This window comes from Streptomyces sp. NPDC006510, assembly GCF_040611955.1.
Taxonomy (GTDB): domain Bacteria; phylum Actinomycetota; class Actinomycetes; order Streptomycetales; family Streptomycetaceae; genus Streptomyces.
Genome location: NZ_JBEXPH010000174.1, coordinates 1 through 17,045, shown reverse-complemented (window position 1 = coordinate 17,045; position 17,045 = coordinate 1). Strand labels below are relative to the sequence as shown.

General features: G+C 69.8%; 16 protein-coding genes and 1 pseudogene. 10 read left to right on the top strand and 7 right to left on the bottom strand.

All coding sequences use genetic code 11. The annotated features are described in order from the left end of the window. The 5 genes from ABZY11_RS34820 to cseC form a co-directional block, all read left to right on the top strand. The coding region (locus ABZY11_RS34820; protein WP_356483000.1) for an A/G-specific adenine glycosylase at positions 1 to 665 on the top strand (665 nt) is incomplete at its 5' end. Between the two features lie 176 nt (positions 666 to 841). Beyond that, positions 842 to 1,456 carry a SigE family RNA polymerase sigma factor gene (locus tag ABZY11_RS34815; RefSeq protein ID WP_356482999.1) on the top strand — a complete coding sequence of 205 codons (615 nt, stop codon included), beginning with the start codon at positions 842 to 844 and terminating at the stop codon, positions 1,454 to 1,456. 86 nt (positions 1,457 to 1,542) lie between these two features. After that, on the top strand, positions 1,543 to 2,184 hold the full coding sequence (locus ABZY11_RS34810; RefSeq protein ID WP_356483001.1) for a hypothetical protein: 642 nt from the start codon (positions 1,543 to 1,545) through the stop codon (positions 2,182 to 2,184). A 10-nt stretch (positions 2,185 to 2,194) separates the two neighbouring features. Beyond that, positions 2,195 to 2,899, top strand: a complete 705-nt coding sequence (gene cseB, locus ABZY11_RS34805; protein ID WP_356482998.1) for a two-component system response regulator CseB — start codon at positions 2,195 to 2,197, stop codon at positions 2,897 to 2,899. Further along, entirely contained in the window at positions 2,896 to 4,278 is a 1,383-nt protein-coding gene (gene cseC / locus ABZY11_RS34800) for a two-component system sensor histidine kinase CseC (RefSeq protein WP_356482997.1), read from the top strand. Before cseB ends, cseC begins: the two co-directional genes overlap by 4 nt. A 63-nt stretch (positions 4,279 to 4,341) precedes the next feature. Here the strand turns inward: cseC and ABZY11_RS34795 are convergent, their stop codons facing one another. Further along, a complete protein-coding gene (locus ABZY11_RS34795; protein ID WP_356482996.1) occupies positions 4,342 to 5,946 on the bottom strand; it encodes an MDR family MFS transporter in 1,605 nt (534 codons plus the stop codon). Between the two features lie 124 nt (positions 5,947 to 6,070). On the opposite strand from ABZY11_RS34795, the gene ABZY11_RS34790 reads away from it, so the two are divergent. Continuing rightward, positions 6,071 to 6,655 carry a helix-turn-helix domain-containing protein gene (locus tag ABZY11_RS34790; protein ID WP_356482995.1) on the top strand — a complete coding sequence of 195 codons (585 nt, stop codon included), beginning with the start codon at positions 6,071 to 6,073 and terminating at the stop codon, positions 6,653 to 6,655. Between the two features lie 20 nt (positions 6,656 to 6,675). On the opposite strand, the gene ABZY11_RS34785 is transcribed toward ABZY11_RS34790, so the two are convergent. Then, positions 6,676 to 7,386, bottom strand: a complete 711-nt coding sequence (locus ABZY11_RS34785; RefSeq protein ID WP_356482994.1) for a M23 family metallopeptidase — start codon at positions 7,384 to 7,386, stop codon at positions 6,676 to 6,678. Positions 7,387 to 7,846: 460 nt separating this feature from the next. Between ABZY11_RS34785 and ABZY11_RS34780 the strand changes: the two genes are divergently transcribed. The 3 genes and pseudogenes from ABZY11_RS34780 to ABZY11_RS34770 all read left to right on the top strand — a co-directional run bounded on the left by ABZY11_RS34780 (position 7,847) and on the right by ABZY11_RS34770 (position 11,629). Then, on the top strand, positions 7,847 to 8,209 hold the full coding sequence (locus ABZY11_RS34780; protein WP_356482993.1) for a trypco2 family protein: 363 nt from the start codon (positions 7,847 to 7,849) through the stop codon (positions 8,207 to 8,209). After that, positions 8,206 to 9,510, top strand: a pseudogene (locus ABZY11_RS34775) (NACHT domain-containing protein); the annotation flags it as partial. The gene ABZY11_RS34780 and the pseudogene ABZY11_RS34775, both read left to right, overlap by 4 nt. A gap of 313 nt (positions 9,511 to 9,823) precedes the next feature. Next, entirely contained in the window at positions 9,824 to 11,629 is a 1,806-nt protein-coding gene (locus ABZY11_RS34770) for a hypothetical protein (protein ID WP_356483002.1), read from the top strand. Here the strand turns inward: ABZY11_RS34770 and ABZY11_RS34765 are convergent. Further along, positions 11,532 to 14,060 (bottom strand): ATP-dependent Clp protease ATP-binding subunit, encoded by a 2,529-nt coding sequence (locus tag ABZY11_RS34765; protein ID WP_072487058.1) that lies wholly within the window; start codon positions 14,058 to 14,060, stop codon positions 11,532 to 11,534. The two genes, ABZY11_RS34770 and ABZY11_RS34765, sit on opposite strands and share 98 nt — an antisense overlap. Before the next feature lie 428 nt (positions 14,061 to 14,488). Here ABZY11_RS34765 and ABZY11_RS34760 point away from each other — a divergent pair, with 428 nt between their 5' ends. Beyond that, positions 14,489 to 15,094, top strand: coding sequence for an SCO3374 family protein (locus ABZY11_RS34760; protein WP_356482992.1), 606 nt, complete (start codon positions 14,489 to 14,491; stop codon positions 15,092 to 15,094). Here the strand turns inward: ABZY11_RS34760 and ABZY11_RS34755 are convergent. The 4 genes from ABZY11_RS34755 to ABZY11_RS34740 all read right to left on the bottom strand — a co-directional run bounded on the left by ABZY11_RS34755 (position 15,073) and on the right by ABZY11_RS34740 (position 16,899). Next, complete coding sequence (locus ABZY11_RS34755) at positions 15,073 to 15,408, bottom strand: Lsr2 family protein (RefSeq protein ID WP_093894032.1); 336 nt, start codon at positions 15,406 to 15,408, stop codon at positions 15,073 to 15,075. The two genes, ABZY11_RS34760 and ABZY11_RS34755, sit on opposite strands and share 22 nt — an antisense overlap. Positions 15,409 to 15,565: 157 nt before the next feature. Continuing rightward, a complete protein-coding gene (locus ABZY11_RS34750) occupies positions 15,566 to 16,123 on the bottom strand; it encodes an amino-acid N-acetyltransferase (protein WP_356482991.1) in 558 nt (185 codons plus the stop codon). 10 nt (positions 16,124 to 16,133) lie between these two features. Further along, positions 16,134 to 16,610, bottom strand: coding sequence for a BlaI/MecI/CopY family transcriptional regulator (locus ABZY11_RS34745; RefSeq protein ID WP_356482990.1), 477 nt, complete (start codon positions 16,608 to 16,610; stop codon positions 16,134 to 16,136). 109 nt (positions 16,611 to 16,719) lie between these two features. Further along, positions 16,720 to 16,899 (bottom strand): hypothetical protein, encoded by a 180-nt coding sequence (locus ABZY11_RS34740; RefSeq protein WP_356482989.1) that lies wholly within the window; start codon positions 16,897 to 16,899, stop codon positions 16,720 to 16,722. Positions 16,900 to 17,045: the final 146 nt, after the last annotated feature.

Genomic DNA, 17,045 nt, shown 5'->3' with positions numbered 1-17,045 from the left:
AGGCGGTCCGCTCCTGGGGCCGGCTCGGTTACCCCCGCCGGGCACTCCGCCTGCACGGGGCCGCGCAGGCCATAACGGAACGGCACGGCGGCGACGTACCGAGCGAGCACGGTCAGTTGCTCGCCCTGCCCGGGATCGGTGAGTACACCGCGGCGGCCGTGGCCTCGTTCGCGTACGGGCAGCGGCATGCCGTGCTCGACACGAACGTCCGCCGGGTGTTCGCCCGCGCCGCGACCGGGATCCAGTACCCGCCGAACGCGACCACCGCCGCCGAGCGCAAGCTCGCCCGCGCGCTGCTCCCCGAGGACGACGAACGGGCGGCCCGCTGGGCCGCCGCGACGATGGAGCTCGGGGCCCTCGTCTGCACCGCGAAGAACGAGGACTGCACCCGGTGCCCGATCGCCGGGCAGTGTGCCTGGCGGCTGGCCGGGAAGCCCGCCCACCAGGGCCCCCCGCGCCGCGGTCAGACCTATGCCGGGACCGACCGGCAGGTGCGCGGACGGCTGCTCGCCGTGTTGCGCGACGCCATGACGCCGGTGCCGCAGTCGGCGCTGGACGCGGTGTGGGAGGAACCGGTGCAACGCGCCCGCGCACTGGACGGCCTGGTCGCCGACGGCCTGGTCGAACCGCTGGCCGGCGGGCAGTACCGGCTGCCGCTGAGCTGAGCTCCGTACCCGTGCCGCTCCCCCGCTGTTACACAACCGATGGACAGCCGTGCGTCGGCGTATGGCTGCTCCGCACAACCCCGTGACAACTGCTCCGTAGCGTCTTCGACGTCAGCCCGACCGAACGATGGCTGACGGCGGTTCTACGGGGATCCACGGGGACGGAGGCGGTTGGAATGGCGCACGGCGAGGTGCTCGAATTCGAGGACTACGTACGCACTCGGCATGACGCGCTGCTGCGCAGCGCGCGACGGCTGGTCCCCGACCCCGTGGACGCGCAGGACCTGCTCCAGACCGCGCTGGCCCGTACGTACGGCCGCTGGGACGGCATCGCCGACAAGTCCCTGGCCGACGCCTATCTGCGCCGCGTCATGATCAACACCCGTACCGAGTGGTGGCGGGCCCGCAAGCTGGACGAGGTCCCCACCGAGCAGCTGCCCGACGCGAGCGTCGAGGACGGCACCGAGCAGCGCGCCGACCGCGCACTGCTGATGGATGTGCTGGGCGTACTGGCTCCCAAGCAGCGCAGCGTCGTCGTGCTGCGACACTGGGAGCAGATGAGTACCGAGGAGACGGCTGCGGCGCTCGGCATGTCGGCCGGTACGGTGAAGAGCACGCTGCACCGTGCGCTGGCACGGCTGCGCCAGGAGCTGGAGAGCCGTGAGGCGGCGAGCAGGGAGGCCCTGCGCGCCGAGGAGCGGCGTGCGGCGGCCGACCGTGCTCCGGGACGTGCGCGGACGCGGGCGGGCAGGCATTTGGACGAACGGGGGCGGGAGCGTTGCGCGGCCTGACAGCCAGCGGCGACGGCGGCGGCGACGACCGCGGTGGTGGAGATGACGACGGCGGCCGCGAGGCCGCCGTCGGGCGTGGCCGGGTCCTGACCGGCTGGGCGGCGAGCGCCACGACCCTGGTCGGCCTAGCCGCCTTCGGGCTGCTCGCCGTCGGCTGCTCGACCGGCGGCACCGGCACCCGGGACGAGGGCCCGGCCGGGACCCAGCCCGTCGCCCAGCTCACGCCCGGCAGCGGGCCGTCCTCCTCCGCGAAGCCCGCATCCCGGATCGACCCCGTGCCGCTGCTCAAGCAGGACCCGAAGGTCAGCGAGCGGGTCCGGACGGACCTGAAGCCCTGCACCGGCTCCGAGTACCCGGTGGACACCTCGTACGGCACCATGACCGGCGGCCCCTCGGCCGATGTCGTGGTGAACGTGATGACCTGCGGCGATTCGGTGGGCGTCGGCACCTATGTGTACCGCCCGCGGAGCAATGGCACGTACCAGAACGTGTTCGCCATCGAGCAGCCCGCGGTCTACGGCACCATCGACCGCGGTGATCTGGTGGTGACGACCCAGGTGTACGAGAAGAAGGACTCGGTCGCGTACCCCTCCGGCGAGGAAGTCATCACCTACCGCTGGTCGGGTAACCGCTTCAACGAGCACGACCGGGTGCACAACGACTTCAACCGAGCCGTCGGCAGCGGCGGAGCGGCTCTTCCGGAGGCCGCCGAACCGGCGGGGAACTGAGAGCAGTCTGATGGCCGAGACCCACGTCCTGTTCGTCGAGGACGACGACGTCATCCGCGAGGCCACCCAGCTGGCGCTGGAGCGCGACGGCTTCGCGGTCACCGCCATGCCCGACGGTCTGTCGGGCCTCGAAGCGTTCCGGGCCGACCGCCCCGACATCGCTCTGCTCGATGTGATGGTGCCGGGGCTCGACGGGGTCAGCCTCTGCCGTCGTATCCGCGACGAGTCGACCGTGCCCGTGATCATGCTGTCGGCCCGCGCGGACTCGATCGATGTGGTGCTCGGCCTGGAGGCCGGCGCGGACGACTACGTCACCAAGCCCTTCGACGGGGCGGTCCTGGTCGCCCGGATCCGGGCCGTGCTGCGCCGCTTCGGCCATGCCACGGGCGGCCGGCCGGGCAGCGCGGAGCCGGAGCCGCAGCCCGTCGGCGGGGTGCTGGTCTTCGGTGATCTGGAGGTCGACACCGAGGGCATGGCGGTGCACCGCGGCGGCGCACAGGTGGCGCTGACCCCGACCGAGATGCGGCTGCTGCTGGAGTTCTCCGCGGCGCCCGGCACGGTGCTCTCCCGCGACAAGCTGCTGGAGCGGGTCTGGGACTACGGGTGGGGCGGTGACACCCGGGTCGTGGACGTCCATGTGCAGCGGCTGCGCACCAAGATCGGCCAGGACCGGATCGAGACGGTCCGCGGCTTCGGCTACAAACTCAGGCCGTGAAGCGGCCCGCCCTGCGGACGGGAGTCCGCTGGAAGATCAGCATCGCGATCGCTGCGGTCGGAGCACTGACCGCGGTCGCGCTCAGCTTCGTCGTCCACAACGCGGCCCGGGTCTCGATGCTGGAGAACGCCCGCGAGGTCCAGCTGGAGCGGCTGACGTACGCACAGCTGCTGTACGAGGCGACGAAGACGAAGAAGGCCGACCCCCGCTTCGGCGCCAAGCTCAACGACCCCACGATGCCGCGCAGCCTGCGTACGGAGACCGGCCGGAACCGGCGCGCCACCCATGTCGAGGTGTCCAGCAAGGGGGTGCCCGATGTGTGGGCGGCCGTGCCGGTCGGCAAGGGCGACGTGCTCTCGCTGCACACCCGGTTCACGGGCCGCAACTCCACGATCATGCGCGATCTCGACCGGGCGCTGATCATCGGCTCGGTCTCGGTGGTGTTCGGCGGCTGTGCGCTGGGCGTGCTGATCGGCGGACAGCTGTCGCGGCGGCTGCGCAAGGCGGCGGCCGCGGCGGGCAGGGTCGCGCAGGGCAATACGGACGAACGGGTCCGGGAGGCCGTCGGCGGTGTCGTCCAGGACGAGACCGATGAGCTGGCCGGTGCCGTGGACGCGCTGACGGACGCGTTGAACGCGCGGATCGAGGCGGAGCGCCGGGTCACCGCGGACATCGCGCACGAGCTGCGTACGCCGGTGACCGGTCTGCTGACGGCGGCCGAGCTGCTGCCGCCCGGCCGCCCCACCGAGCTGGTACGGGACCGGGCGCAGGCGATGCGCACGCTCGTCGAGGACGTGCTGGAGGTGGCCCGGCTGGACAGTGCCTCGGAGCGGGCCGAGCTCCAGGAGATCGCGCTGGGGGAGTTCGTCAGCCGACGGGTCGCGCTGCTGGACCCGGATGTGCGGGTGCGGGTCGTCCACGAGTCCTGGGTCAACACCGATCCGCGCCGGCTGGAGCGCATCCTCGGCAATCTGCTGGGCAACGCCGCCAAGCACGGCGCGACTCCGGTGGAGGTCACGGTCGAGGGCCGGGTGGTCCGGATCCGCGATCACGGTTCCGGGTTCCCGGCGGCGCTGCTGCGTGAGGGGCCGAGCCGGTTCCGTACCGGAAGCAGTGACCGTGCCGGACACGGGCACGGTCTCGGGCTGACGATCGCCGCCGGTCAGGCGCGGGTCCTCGGGGCGCGGCTGACCTTCCGCAACGCCGCGCCGGACGGGGCGGCAGAGGGCGCGGGCGGGGCGATCGCGGTGCTGTGGCTGCCCGAGCACGCGCCGACGAACACCGGCAGCTTCCCGATCCTCCAGGTGGCCGAGCAGCGGGGCCCGGACAGCGAGGACGCGCAGGGCGCGAAGTCCGGCCGCGGGCGGTCCGGCCGCTGAGCCGGATACGGCGGGAGGCTCCCGGGGCGCGCCCCGGGAGCCTCCTTCGTACACCGCGCCGGATCAGACGGCCTCGGCCTGCCTGACGGCGGTGGCCGGTGCGTCGTCCGGCGACTTGGCCTCCGGGCCCGCCCCGCGCAGCGGCACCTCCTTGACGAAGACCGAGGCGATGAGGGCGATCAGACCGACCGAGGCGCCCACCAGGAACGCGATGTGCGTGCCGGACGACACCGCGAACTGGTAGGCCTCACGCGCCGCCTCCGGCAGCTTCGCCAGGCTCGCCGCGTCCAGCTGCGCGGACTTCGCCGTGGCCGCCCCGCCGCCGCGGGCCACCATCTCGTCCTGCACCCGCCCGGTGAACAGCGCGCCCATGATCGCGACACCGAAGGAGCTGCCGAGGGTACGGAAGAGGGTCGTCGCGGAGGAGGCGACGCCCATGTCCTTCATCTCCACGCTGTTCTGCGCGACGAGCATCGTGATCTGCATCAGGAAGCCCATGCCCGCGCCGAGCACCGCCATGTAGACACCGGAGGTGAACCGCGTGGTGTCGACGTCCATCCGCGAGAGCAGGAAGAGACCGGCCACCATCAGTACGGAGCCCACCACGGGGAAGACCTTGTACTTGCCGGTGCTGGTGGTGACCCGTCCCGCGATGAGCGAGACGACCATCATCGACAGCAGCATCGGCAGGAGCAGCAGACCCGAGTTGGTCGCCGAAGCACCCTGGACGGACTGCTGGTACAGGGGCAGGAAGAGCACCGCACCGAACATCACGAAGCCCGACATGAAGCCGACGACGGACATCAGGGTGAAGTTGCGGTTGCGGAAGATATGCAGCGGAATGATCGGTTCTGCGGCCTTCGTCTCGACGAAGAGGAAGCCGGCGAGCGAGGCGACACCGATCGCGATGAGCTCCATGATCACGGCGGAGTTCCAGTCGTACTCCGTACCGCCCCAGGTGGTCACCAGCACGATGGCGGTGATGCCGAGGGTCAGCAGCCCCGCGCCGAGGTAGTCGACCTTTGCCCGGGCGCCCTTCCGCTTCGGCAGGTGCAGCACGACGGTGACCATGGCGAGGGCGACCGCGCCCAGCGGCAGGTTTATGTAGAAGCTCCAGCGCCAGCCGAGGTGGTCGGTGATCGTGCCGCCGACCAGCGGTCCGCCGATCATGGCGATGGCCATGACACCGGCCATCATGCCCTGGTACTTGCCGCGCTCGCGGGGCGGGACGAGGTCGCCGATGATCGCCATGACACCGACCATCAGGCCGCCCGCGCCGAGTCCCTGGACCGCCCGGAAGCCGATCAGCTGGCCCATGTCCTGGGCCATTCCGCTCAGCACCGAGCCGATCAGGAAGATCACGATGGACGTGAGGAAGATGCCCTTGCGCCCGTACATGTCGCCGAGCTTGCCCCAGATGGGGGTGGAGGCCGCGGTGGCCAGGGTGTACGCGGTGACGACCCAGGAGAGATGCTCCAGGCCGCCGAGGTCACCGACGATCGTCGGCATGGCCGTGCCGACGATCAGGTTGTCCAGCATGGCCAGCAGCATCGTGATCATCAGGGCGAGCATCACCACCCGGACGCTGCGCTGCCGCGTCCCGGGTTCACCCGCTGGACGGTCGCCACCGGCCGCCTTCCCGCCGGCCGCCTTCTTCAGATCGGACATTGGTCCCCACTCCCCTGATCCCCTGTGCGGGCCAGACACTTACTTGCCGCCCGGCTAGTAACTACACTGGGGAAAGTAGACCCGTAACTAGCCGGGCGTCAAGTAAGTTTTTAGGGAGAGCTTCATGGGGAGCACGCCGCAGCAGCGCCGTGGCAACACGCGCCAGCGCATTCAGGACGTCGCCCTGGAGCTCTTCGCCGAACAGGGCTACGAGAAGACCTCGCTCCGCGAGATCTCCGAGCGGCTGGATGTCACCAAGGCCGCGCTGTACTACCACTTCAAGACCAAGGAAGACATCCTGGTCAGCATCTTCGACGACCTCAACCGTCCGGTCGAGGAGCTGCTCGCCTGGGGCAAGGAGCAGCCGCGCACCCTGGAGACGAAGAAGGAGATCCTCAGCCGCTACAGCGAGGCGCTGATCGCCGCCGCTCCGCTGTTCCGCTTCATGCAGGAGAACCAGGCCGCCGTACGGGATCTGAGCATCGGGGTGACCATCAAGGAACGCGTCGTCGCCCTCGTCGACCTGATCCAGGAACCCGGCGCGTCACTGACCGACCAGGTGCGCTGCTTCACCGCGCTCTTCGCGACGCACGCGGGCATGTTCGCTCTCAAGGACCTCGAAGGCGACCCCGAGGAGAAGCGCAGGGCCGTCCTCGAAGTCGCCTTCGAACTGGTCACCCGGGCACACGGCCAGGAGTCCGCCGAGTAGCGCGGGCGGGAGCGTCCGGATCAGACGCGCACACCCTCCTTGTGCAGGAAGCTGACCGGGTTGACCGCGGAGCCGTAGTCGGCGGTGTGCCGGATCTCGAAGTGCAGGTGCGGGCCGCTGGAGTTGCCGGTGTTGCCGGAGAGCGCGATCTTCTCGCCCGTCCTCACGGCCTCGCCGATCCGCACATCGATCTCCGACAGGTGGGCGTACTGCGAGTACGTGCCGTTGGCGTGCTTGATCACGACGGCGTTGCCGTACGCGGGACCGTCGCCGCCGCCGTTGGGGCCGGCCTTCACGACGACGCCGGTGTGCGCGGCCTCGACCTTGGTGCCGATCGGCACGGCGAAGTCCTGGCCGGAGTGCTTGTGGGCCCAGCGGCTGCCGTCGTTGCCGAAGCTCGCGCTCAGCTCGTAGCGGCTCACCGGGGCCTCCCAGCCGTGGGCCTTCTTCAGGGCGGCCTTCTTCGCGGCAGCCGCCTTCTTGACCGCCGCCGCCTTCTTGGCCGCGGCCTTCTCGGCGGCCTTGCCCTGCGCGGCCGCCTGCTGGGCGACCGATTCGGCCGCGCCGGTGCTGACCAGGTTCACGGAATCCGGGGCGTCCGCCGAGCCGACCGCGAACGCAGCACCCGCACCGAGAACCATCGACGTCCCCAGGCCGGCTGCCACGACGGCGCCACGGACACGGGACAGGGACGGGCGGCGTGAGTGCTGGAACGAAACGCGCTTCGACATAAGCGGAGAACCTCCGGAGATGACTGGACCCGGCGCTCCGGCCGGGCTGGCCATTCCTTGGTAACCCGCACCCCCGCCGTTGCTCAAACACCCCATCTACGAACAAAAGCCGTAGCCGACACCTCGGGAATTCGCTGCCACAGGTTTGGCGCGACCCTCACCCGCAGCCGTCGAAACTCTTGCTCCGGGCAGGTTTAACCCCAGCCCCAAACCGCTCGAATCGGACAGATCCCGGCGATCCGGGCTTCGCCCCCTCCCGAACCGAAAGCCCCCTGCACCGCAGGGCCGAAGGCCCCGCAGCGATCACGGCACCCTCTCCTACCACCCCTAGTAGGCCCGGAACGGGCTGTGCGCCTTGTCACCGCCGGCAAGCCCGAAGCCTGTCCGTTTCGGGACCTTCGGCCTGTGGACAGCACTTAGGCTGACGCGACGACCAGCTCGACCCCCGGGGGGACGGACCATGGCCAGTGACACCGCGGACAACGGCGGCATGGACGGCATCGAGCTCGCCGATGCCGTCGAGTCGATCCGCAACCAGCTCATCGAGGCCGCGGGCCGCGCCACCGGCCGCCCCGTGGCCTTCGAGGTCGGCGACATCGAGATGGAGTTCACCCTCGAACTCCGCAAGGAGATCAAGGGCGGAAGCAAGGTCAAGGCCTGGGTGGTCGAAGCGGGCGCCGACGCCTCCCGCGCGACCGGCCGCACACACAAGGTCGCGTTCACCCTGAAACCGCGTGATGCCGCGACCGGCGGGCCCTGGCAGATCGGCCACGGCGACCAGGGCAGCACCGCGCACTTCGGCCGCGGGACGGCACGGCCGTGAGCACCGCGCCCACCACACCCGCGGCCCGCACGGTCGTGGTCCTCGGCGCCGGCACGGTCCAGGGCAGCGGCGCCCTGCTCACCGACCGGCTGGTGCTGACCTGTGCCCATGTGGTCAGGGGCGGCAGCCGGGCCACGATCGCCCACCCCGAGCGGGCGGACCACGCGACGGCGACGGTCGCCTGGGTCGACCACGACCTCGACGCCGCCCTCCTGCTGGCCGCCGACCCGGTGCTCCCGGTCGCCCCGGTGCGGCTCGGCGTCCTCCACGCCGAGCAGGCGGTCTCCGGGTGCGAGATCACCGGTTTCCCCGACATCCAGCGGTACCGCCCCGAGCGGCATCTGGAGGCCGACCAGTACACCGCCACCGCCCTGCCGATGGCCGGACATCTGCGCGGGCTGCTGGTCTGCGAGCTGGACGGCCCGCCGCCGCCCCCGGGAAGGGAATCGGATCCCCCGTCCCTGCGGGGCATGTCCGGCGGCCCGGTCTTCGCCGGGAACGTCCTCATCGGCATCGCCCGGCAGATCCCCCGCCAGCGCGGCGGCCGACGCGTGGAATGCGTACCGCTCGCCCCGCTCATCGCCTCTCAGCCGTTCGAGCTGGTCTACCGGCAGACCGGCACGGCACTGCGCCACGAGCGGGTCCACGGCCACTTCCCCAGGGACGCCCGGTACGAGGAGGAGTACGCGGCGGCGCTCGGGGCCGCGTACCGCCGTACGAAGATCTTCGGCCTGGACGAGCTGGGCCGGCGCGAATCCGAGTGGGACCTGGACACCGCGTACCTGAGCCTGGAGGCCCAGCAGAATCCCTCCGCCCCCGGTCCGCGGGAGCTCCAACCGCCCCGGCGGATCGACGCGCTGCTCCCCGACCGCCCCCGGGTACTGCTGCGCGGCGACGCGGGCGCCGGCAAGACCACACTGCTGTGGTGGCTGGCCGCACACGCCTCGGCCGGCACGCTGGGCCCGGAGCTGGCCGCGCTCAACGGCCTGGTCCCGTTCGTCGTACCGCTGCGCACCCTGCGCGCCCAGGGCGGCACCTTCCCCACCCCCGCGCAACTGCCCGACGCGGCCCGGCTGGTGATCGACGAGGCCCCCGAGGGCTGGGTCGGCCGGGTGCTGGGGTCCGGCCGGGCGCTGCTGCTGGTCGACGGTCTGGACGAGGTCCCGCAGGACGACCGCGAGCAGGCGCACCAGTGGCTGTCCCGCCTCCTCGACCGGTACCCGGACATCCGCTGTGTGGCCACGGTGCGCCCGCTGGCCGTCGAGCCGGGCTGGCTGATGTCCCAGGACTTCGAGGAGCTGCGGCTGCTGCCGATGCGGGACGAGGACATCGAGGCCTTCGTCGCCGCGTGGCACCGGGCCGCCCGGCTGGACGACGACGACCACGAGACGCTCGGCAGGCTGGAACGGGATCTGGTCCAGCAGTTCGCCCAGAACCGGGCGCTGCGCAATCTGGCCCGTACGCCGCTGCTCTGCGCCGTGATCTGCGCCCTGCACCGGCGCCGCCAGGGCATCCTGCCGGAGACCCGCTGGAGCCTGTACGACTCGGCCCTCACCATGCTGCTCGGCCGACCGCGACAAGCAGCGCAGGATCGAGGCCCCCGAAGGCATCACGATGAACGTGGAGGAGCAGGCCCAGCTCCTCCAGCGCATCGCGATCTGGCTGGTGCGGGGCGGCCAGTCGGAGCTCCACCGCTCTGCCGCACTGCGCCAACTGGAACGCGCCCTGCCGGGCATGGAACGGCTGCGCGGCCAGGGCACGGCCGAGGAGATCCTGACCCATCTGCTGAACCGCAGCGGAGTCCTCCAGGAGCGCGCCGACGACGTCTACCAGTTCGCCCACCGCACCTTCCAGGACTTCCTCGCCGCGAAGGAGTTCGTCGAGGGCGACCAGCTGAACGAACTGCTCGGCCGGGCCGGCGCCCAGCACTGGTACGACGTCATCCTGCTGTCGGCCGGCCACTGCGGCCGCCGGGAACACCCCGTACTGGTCAATGGGCTGCTGGATCTGCGGCCCGGCCCCGCCGACACCGTCGCCCGGGACGAGATCGTGGTGCTGGCCGCGCTCTGCGCGCAGCACGCGACCTGGCTGGACGAGACGACACGGGACAGGGTCCGCACAGCCGTCGAGGCGCTGTTCCCGCCGCTGGACGACGGGGACGTACGGCTGCTCGCCCGCCTCGGTCCGGCCGCTCTGGCCCATCTGCCCGACCCGGCCCGCGTACCCACCAGGGAGGAGGCCCGCCCCTTCATCGACCTGATCAACGAGATCGGCGGGACGGAGGCCGTGCCGCACGCCCGCCGCTGGGCGCTCGCCCACCCGGATCCCAACTACCCGTTCAGGGCGAACTGGGACAGATACCCGGTGCAGGAGTACGCCCGGCAGGTCCTTGCCACGTTCGATCTGACCCACCACATCCTGCGGGTCGACTCCCGGGAGAAGCTGGCGGCGCTGCACCACCTGCCGACCGTCACGGACCTGCTGATCACCGGGTGCTTCACCTCCGCCGAACTCCACGCCGCCCTGCGCGACAGCTCCTGGACCGATCTGTCCTTCCGGCAGAACCCCTGCATGACGGACCTCTCGTTCCTGGCGGACTGCGCCGGGCGGCTCACGGCCCTGTCCCTGAGCATCTGTCCGGCCGTACACGACCTCGGTCCGCTCGCCGGACTCCATGCGCTGAAGATGCTCGATCTGGACATGAGCCATGTCCCCGGCGCCGCGCTGGCCGCCACGGCTTCGAAGGAACTGCACTCCCTGCGGCTCAGCCATGTGACGGCAGAGCGGCTGACCCGGCTTGCCCGCCCACCCCGGCCTGCACTCACTGAGCATCGCCCAGACGGTCTCGCTGGAGGTCGACTCGCTCGACGGCTGGACGCGTCTGCAGGAGCTCGACCTGGACACCGACACGCCGGTCCGGCCACTGCTCGCCGCTCTCCGGCGGGCACCACAGGTGTCCGGGCTCTCCCTGACCCTGGCGTCCCTGACGGAGTTCGGCGACGAGCAGCCCCTTCCTTCCGTCAAGCATCTGTCTCTCCGCCCCGGCACCGACATGCTCGGGCTCGAAGAGATCCCCCGGGTCTTCCCCGCCCTGAAGTGGGTGATGCTCAGCCCGCCCACGCATGTCAGGCACATCGATCTGTCGCCGTTGCAGGCGATGCCCGGGTGCCGGGTGACCGTCACCGGCCACGCGTCGCTCATGGGCGGCGAGGACCTCGACGTGTACCGCTGACCGCCGTACGGCAAAAGGGGCTGCCCCGGACCGTTTCGCACGGTTCCGGGGCAGCCCCTGCTGTTATTGCTCAGGCGCTCGGGGGCGTCCTCACACGTCCTTCGACATGTTCGGGCCCGCGCCGCCTGCCGCCTGCTCGATCGGGGGGACGTCGGGCAGCGCCGACTTCTCCTCGCCGCGGAAGGTGAACGTCTTCTCCTCACCCTCGCCCTCGGTGCCGACGACCACGATGTGACCGGGGCGCAGCTCACCGAAGAGGATCTTCTCGGAGAGGATGTCCTCGATCTCGCGCTGGATCGTCCGGCGCAGCGGCCGGGCGCCCATCACGGGGTCGTAGCCCTTCTTGGCGAGCAGCGTCTTGGCGTCCGCGCTGAGCTCGATGCCCATGTCGCGGTCCTTCAGGCGCTCGTCCACCTTGGCGATCATCAGGTCGACGATCTGGATGATGTCTTCCTGGCTGAGCTGGTGGAAGACGACCGTGTCGTCGACACGGTTGAGGAACTCGGGCCGGAAGTGCTGCTTGAGCTCCTCGTTGACCTTGTTCTTCATCCGCTCGTAGCCGGTCTTGACGTCGCCCTGGGCGGCGAAGCCCAGGTTGAAGCCCTTCGAGATGTCCCGGGTCCCGAGGTTGGTCGTCATGATGATGACCGTGTTCTTGAAGTCCACGACCCGGCCCTGGGAGTCGGTCAGGCGACCGTCTTCCAGAATCTGGAGCAGGGAATTGAAGATATCGGGGTGGGCCTTCTCGACCTCGTCGAAGAGGACGACGGAGAACGGCTTGCGGCGCACCTTCTCGGTGAGCTGACCGCCCTCTTCGTAACCCACGTAACCGGGGGGAGAACCGAAGAGGCGGGAAACCGTGTGCTTCTCGCTGAACTCCGACATGTCGAGGGAAATCAGCGCGTCCTCGTCACCGAAGAGGAATTCGGCGAGCGTCTTGGAGAGCTCCGTCTTACCGACACCGGACGGGCCGGCGAAGATGAACGAACCACCGGGGCGCTTCGGGTCCTTCAGACCGGCTCGCGTACGGCGGATCGCCTGCGAGAGGGCCTTGATGGCGTCCTTCTGCCCGATGACGCGCTTGTGGAGCTCGTCCTCCATGCGCAGCAGACGGGAGGACTCCTCCTCCGTCAGCTTGAAGACCGGGATGCCGGTCGCGGTGGCCAGGACCTCGGCGATCAGCTCGCCGTCGACCTCGGCCACGACGTCCATGTCGCCGGCCTTCCACTCCTTCTCGCGCTTGGTCTTCGCCGCCAGCAGCTGCTTCTCCTTGTCGCGGAGGGAAGCCGCCTTCTCGAAGTCCTGGGAGTCGATGGCCGACTCCTTGTCGCGGCGGACGCCCGCGATCTTCTCGTCGAACTCGCGGAGGTCCGGCGGCGCGGTCATCCGGCGGATGCGCATCCGGGAACCGGCCTCGTCGATCAGGTCGATCGCCTTGTCCGGCAGGAAGCGGTCCGAGATGTAGCGGTCGGCCAGCGTCGCGGCCTGGACCAGCGCCTCGTCCGTGATGGAGACGCGGTGGTGGGCCTCGTAGCGGTCGCGCAGACCCTTGAGGATCTCGATGGTGTGGGGCAGCGACGGCTCCGCGACCTGGATGGGCTGGAAGCGGCGCTCAAGAGCGGCGTCCTTCTCCAGGTGCTTGCGGTACTCGTCGAGCGTGGTGGCACCGATGGTCTGCAGCTCACCGCGGGCCAGCATCGGCTTGAGGATGCTGGCGGCGTCGATCGCGCCCTCGGCGGCACCCGCACCCACGAGGGTGTGGAGCTCGTCGATGAACAGGATGATGTCGCCGCGGGTGCGGATCTCCTTGAGGACCTTCTTCAGGCGCTCCTCGAAGTCACCGCGGTAGCGGGAGCCGGCGACCAGCGCGCCGAGGTCGAGGGTGTAGAGGTGCTTGTCCTTGAGGGTCTCGGGCACCTCGCCCTTGACGATGGCCTGCGCCAGCCCTTCGACGACCGCCGTCTTGCCGACGCCGGGCTCGCCGATGAGGACCGGGTTGTTCTTGGTGCGACGGGACAGCACCTGCATGACCCGCTCGATCTCCTTCTCGCGCCCGATGACCGGGTCGAGCTTGGATTCGCGAGCGGCCTGGGTGAGATTCCGGCCGAACTGGTCGAGCACCAGGGACGTGGAGGGCGTGCCTTCCGCGGGGCCGCCCGCGGTCGCCGCCTCCTTGCTGCCCGAGTACCCGGAGAGCAGCTGGATGACCTGCTGCCGCACCCGGTTCAGGTCGGCGCCCAGCTTCACGAGGACCTGGGCGGCGACGCCCTCGCCCTCGCGGATCAGGCCGAGCAGGATGTGCTCGGTGCCGATGTAGTTGTGGCCGAGCTGGAGGGCCTCGCGGAGCGACAGCTCCAGGACCTTCTTGGCCCGGGGCGTGAAGGGGATGTGCCCGGACGGGGCCTGCTGGCCCTGGCCGATGATCTCCTCCACCTGCTGGCGGACCGCCTCGAGCGAAATCCCGAGGCTCTCCAGGGCCTTAGCGGCGACACCCTCACCCTCGTGGATAAGGCCCAGGAGGATGTGCTCGGTGCCGATGTAGTTGTGGTTGAGCATCCGGGCTTCTTCCTGAGCCAGGACGACAACCCGCCGCGCGCGGTCGGTGAACCTCTCGAACATCGTTAATCGCTCCTCAGAGCGGTCAGGCAGTAAGGGGTCGGTCCCCTCCCTGTCCTTCCGCAGCTTAGTCCCGCAAGCGGGGACCGCTCATTCCAACTGCCGACACCGTCCTTGGCCTCCTGCCCCGAACGCCGACAACTTGTCCAACCCGATGGTGCGAGACGATGTTCCCGCAGACCAGGCAGATACCCCTTTCGCCAGTACGCCGATGGCGAACGTGAGATGCCCGAACCTGCGTGTCGCCCCTCCCCACTAGGGATGTCTTACCCGCAATTACAGACAGTCCATGCGGCGCGCGCCGGTTCCCTCCGCTACGGGCGAACATATTCGCGCTCCCGAAAGTGCCCCTACACCCCCATCTCGGACACATTGCGCATCCGCTCACGGACTCTGCGTAACCCTGGAGGCTTCCGGGCCGTTCTTCCGGCATGGCCATCACCGTCCCGCCCCCCGCACCGTCGGTCACCGGTGAGCGGGAGAGCGGCGACTGCGCCCGCTGGGCGCAGTGGTACGAACGCGAGCTCGGCTGGGCGACGGCGGGCACCGCGCCGGTGCGGTTGCTGACCGGGCTGCGGTTCGACGTGCTCCAGGTTCCCGCGGCCGTCGGCCACGCGGCGCTGCGGCGGCTGGACCGCACCGGGCCCGTGGCGCTGTCGGGCGCGCGGATGAGCCTGCTGGTCGCGGCGGGAAGCGCCGACGAGCTGCCCGGACTGCTCGACTGGCTGGAGTGGGGAGGCGTCGCCCTCTCGCTGACCGCCCTCGGTGCGGGCGGCCGGATCACCGCGCCGGTGCCGCCCGGACGGATGGCGGGCCGGCCGGGGACCGCTGCATGGCTGCGGCCCCCCGGGCTACGACACGAGGAAGGGTCGGAATTCCCGGCCCTCGCCGGCCTCGGGAGCAGGGGTGGGGGTGCTCCCGATCTCGTACGGCTGGTGGACGCGGTGGCGACGGAATGCCACCGGGCCCGGTTGTTGCGTGCCCGAACGGGGCCGTCGACGGATGGGTCGACAGCTCAGCCGTTGGCCTTCTCGTAAGCTTCGCGGATCTCCGCGGGAACACGGCCACGGTCATTCACATTGTGGCCGTTCTCGCGGGCCCACTTACGGATCTCGGCGGTGTCCTTGTTGCCACCCGTAACGGCGCGGCCCTTGCCACGGCCGGCCGCCGCGCGGCCACCCGTACGCCGACCACCCTTGGTGTACGGCTCAAGAAGACCACGGAGCTTGTCCGCGTTGCTCGTCGTGAGGTCAATCTCGTACGTCTTGCCATCGAGAGCGAACGTGACCGTCTCGTCCGCCTCGCCGCCGTCGAGGTCATCGACAAGAAGGACCTGAACCTTCTGTGCCACTGGATTCCCTTTCATCGAAAATGCAGTACGCGGAAAGGAAACCGCTTTTCCCCGGAAAACACAAACCCCCGGGAGAGGTTCAGGATCCCGGGAAGACGGGAAACATGCGCGATTCGGACATAGGGTTCCGGCTTCTTGTGGCGGCCACAGATGGCAGTCACAGATGCAGAAGCATCCGGCTGTTGCCCAAGGTGTTCGGCTTCACTCGTTCGAGACCCAGGAACTCTGCTACACCCTCGTCATAGGAACGCAGCAGCTCGCTGTAGACATCTCCGTCGACCGGTGTCTCTCCGATCTCCACGAAGCCGTGCTTCGCGAAGAAGTCGACTTCGAAGGTGAGACAGAAAACCCGCCGCACACCCAGCCAGCGGGCGGTCTGCAACAACTTGTCCAGCACGTGATGGCCGACTCCGGCACCCCTGATGCTGTGATCGACGGCGAGAGTACGCACTTCGGCGAGGTCTTCCCACATCACGTGCAGTGCGCCGCAGCCGATGACACGGGCGTCCTCGTCGCGTTCCGCGATCCAGAACTCCTGGATGTCCTCGTAAAGCGTCACGGTCGCTTTGTCGAGCAGGATGCCTTCACGTACGTACCCGTCGAGGAGACGACGGACCGATGCCACATCGCTGGTCCTGGCTCGGCGGACCGTGATGGCCGTGTTTATGGCCGGCGGTTCGGTACGGGAATCGGCATGCGGAAGCTCTGAGGACATACCCCCGACGCTATCGCCCGGCCTCCGGGCCCGCCCCATCGGCCGGATCTTCGGCCGCTTCACCGTTCGCCGCATCGGTGGGTTCATCGGCCGGTTCGCCGGACGGAGGCTCGGGGGCCCCGGAGAGGTTGGGCAGAACGATCCGCATGGCGTCCTGGAGGGCCTCGCGCTGCTCGGCGGACATCATGCCGAAGAAGGCCACAAGAGCGGCCGCGGGGTTGTCGCTGCGCGACCATGCTTCGTTCATCAGTGCGGCCGAGTAGGCGGCGCGGGTGGAGACCGCCGTATATCTATATGCGCGGCCGTCGACTTCCCTGCGCACCCAGCCCTTCTGATGGAGATTGTCCATTACCGTCATGACGGTGGTGTAGGCGATGGAGCGTTCCTGCTGAAGGTCCTCAAGGACTTCCCGCACGGTGACCGGACGGTTCCATTGCCAGACCCGTGTCATCACGGCGTCTTCCAGATCTCCCAATTGGCGGGGCACAATGTCACTTTAGTGCCAGATGCCGGGAATGACCGGTTTATTTGCGCGCCAAAAGGGCGCACGACTCCTCGGGAGTCGTGCGCCCTTCGTGTACTGCGGAGCGCCGGGTTCAGGCGCCGTCGGTCCGCGGGGCCTGCTGGACCGACTCGGCGCGGCCGACCGCCAGATCCACGGCCGCGTCCTCCTTGGCCTTGTTGGGACCGCCCTGGCTCTTGACGATCGTCACGACGAGGCCGATGAAGAAGACGGCCATCACCACGGGGGGCACGAGCGCGGATACGTAGTCCATGCCGTCCAGAGTAGCGAGGCCGGCAGGAACCTCCGCGCCGCCCCTCCGCTACCCCGCCGCGCGCTGCTGCGGGGGCGGCGCCGGACGGCGGCGGGGCGGGAAGACCTCCGAGGGCTTCGGCGCCGGGCGCCCGGACGGCCGGGCGG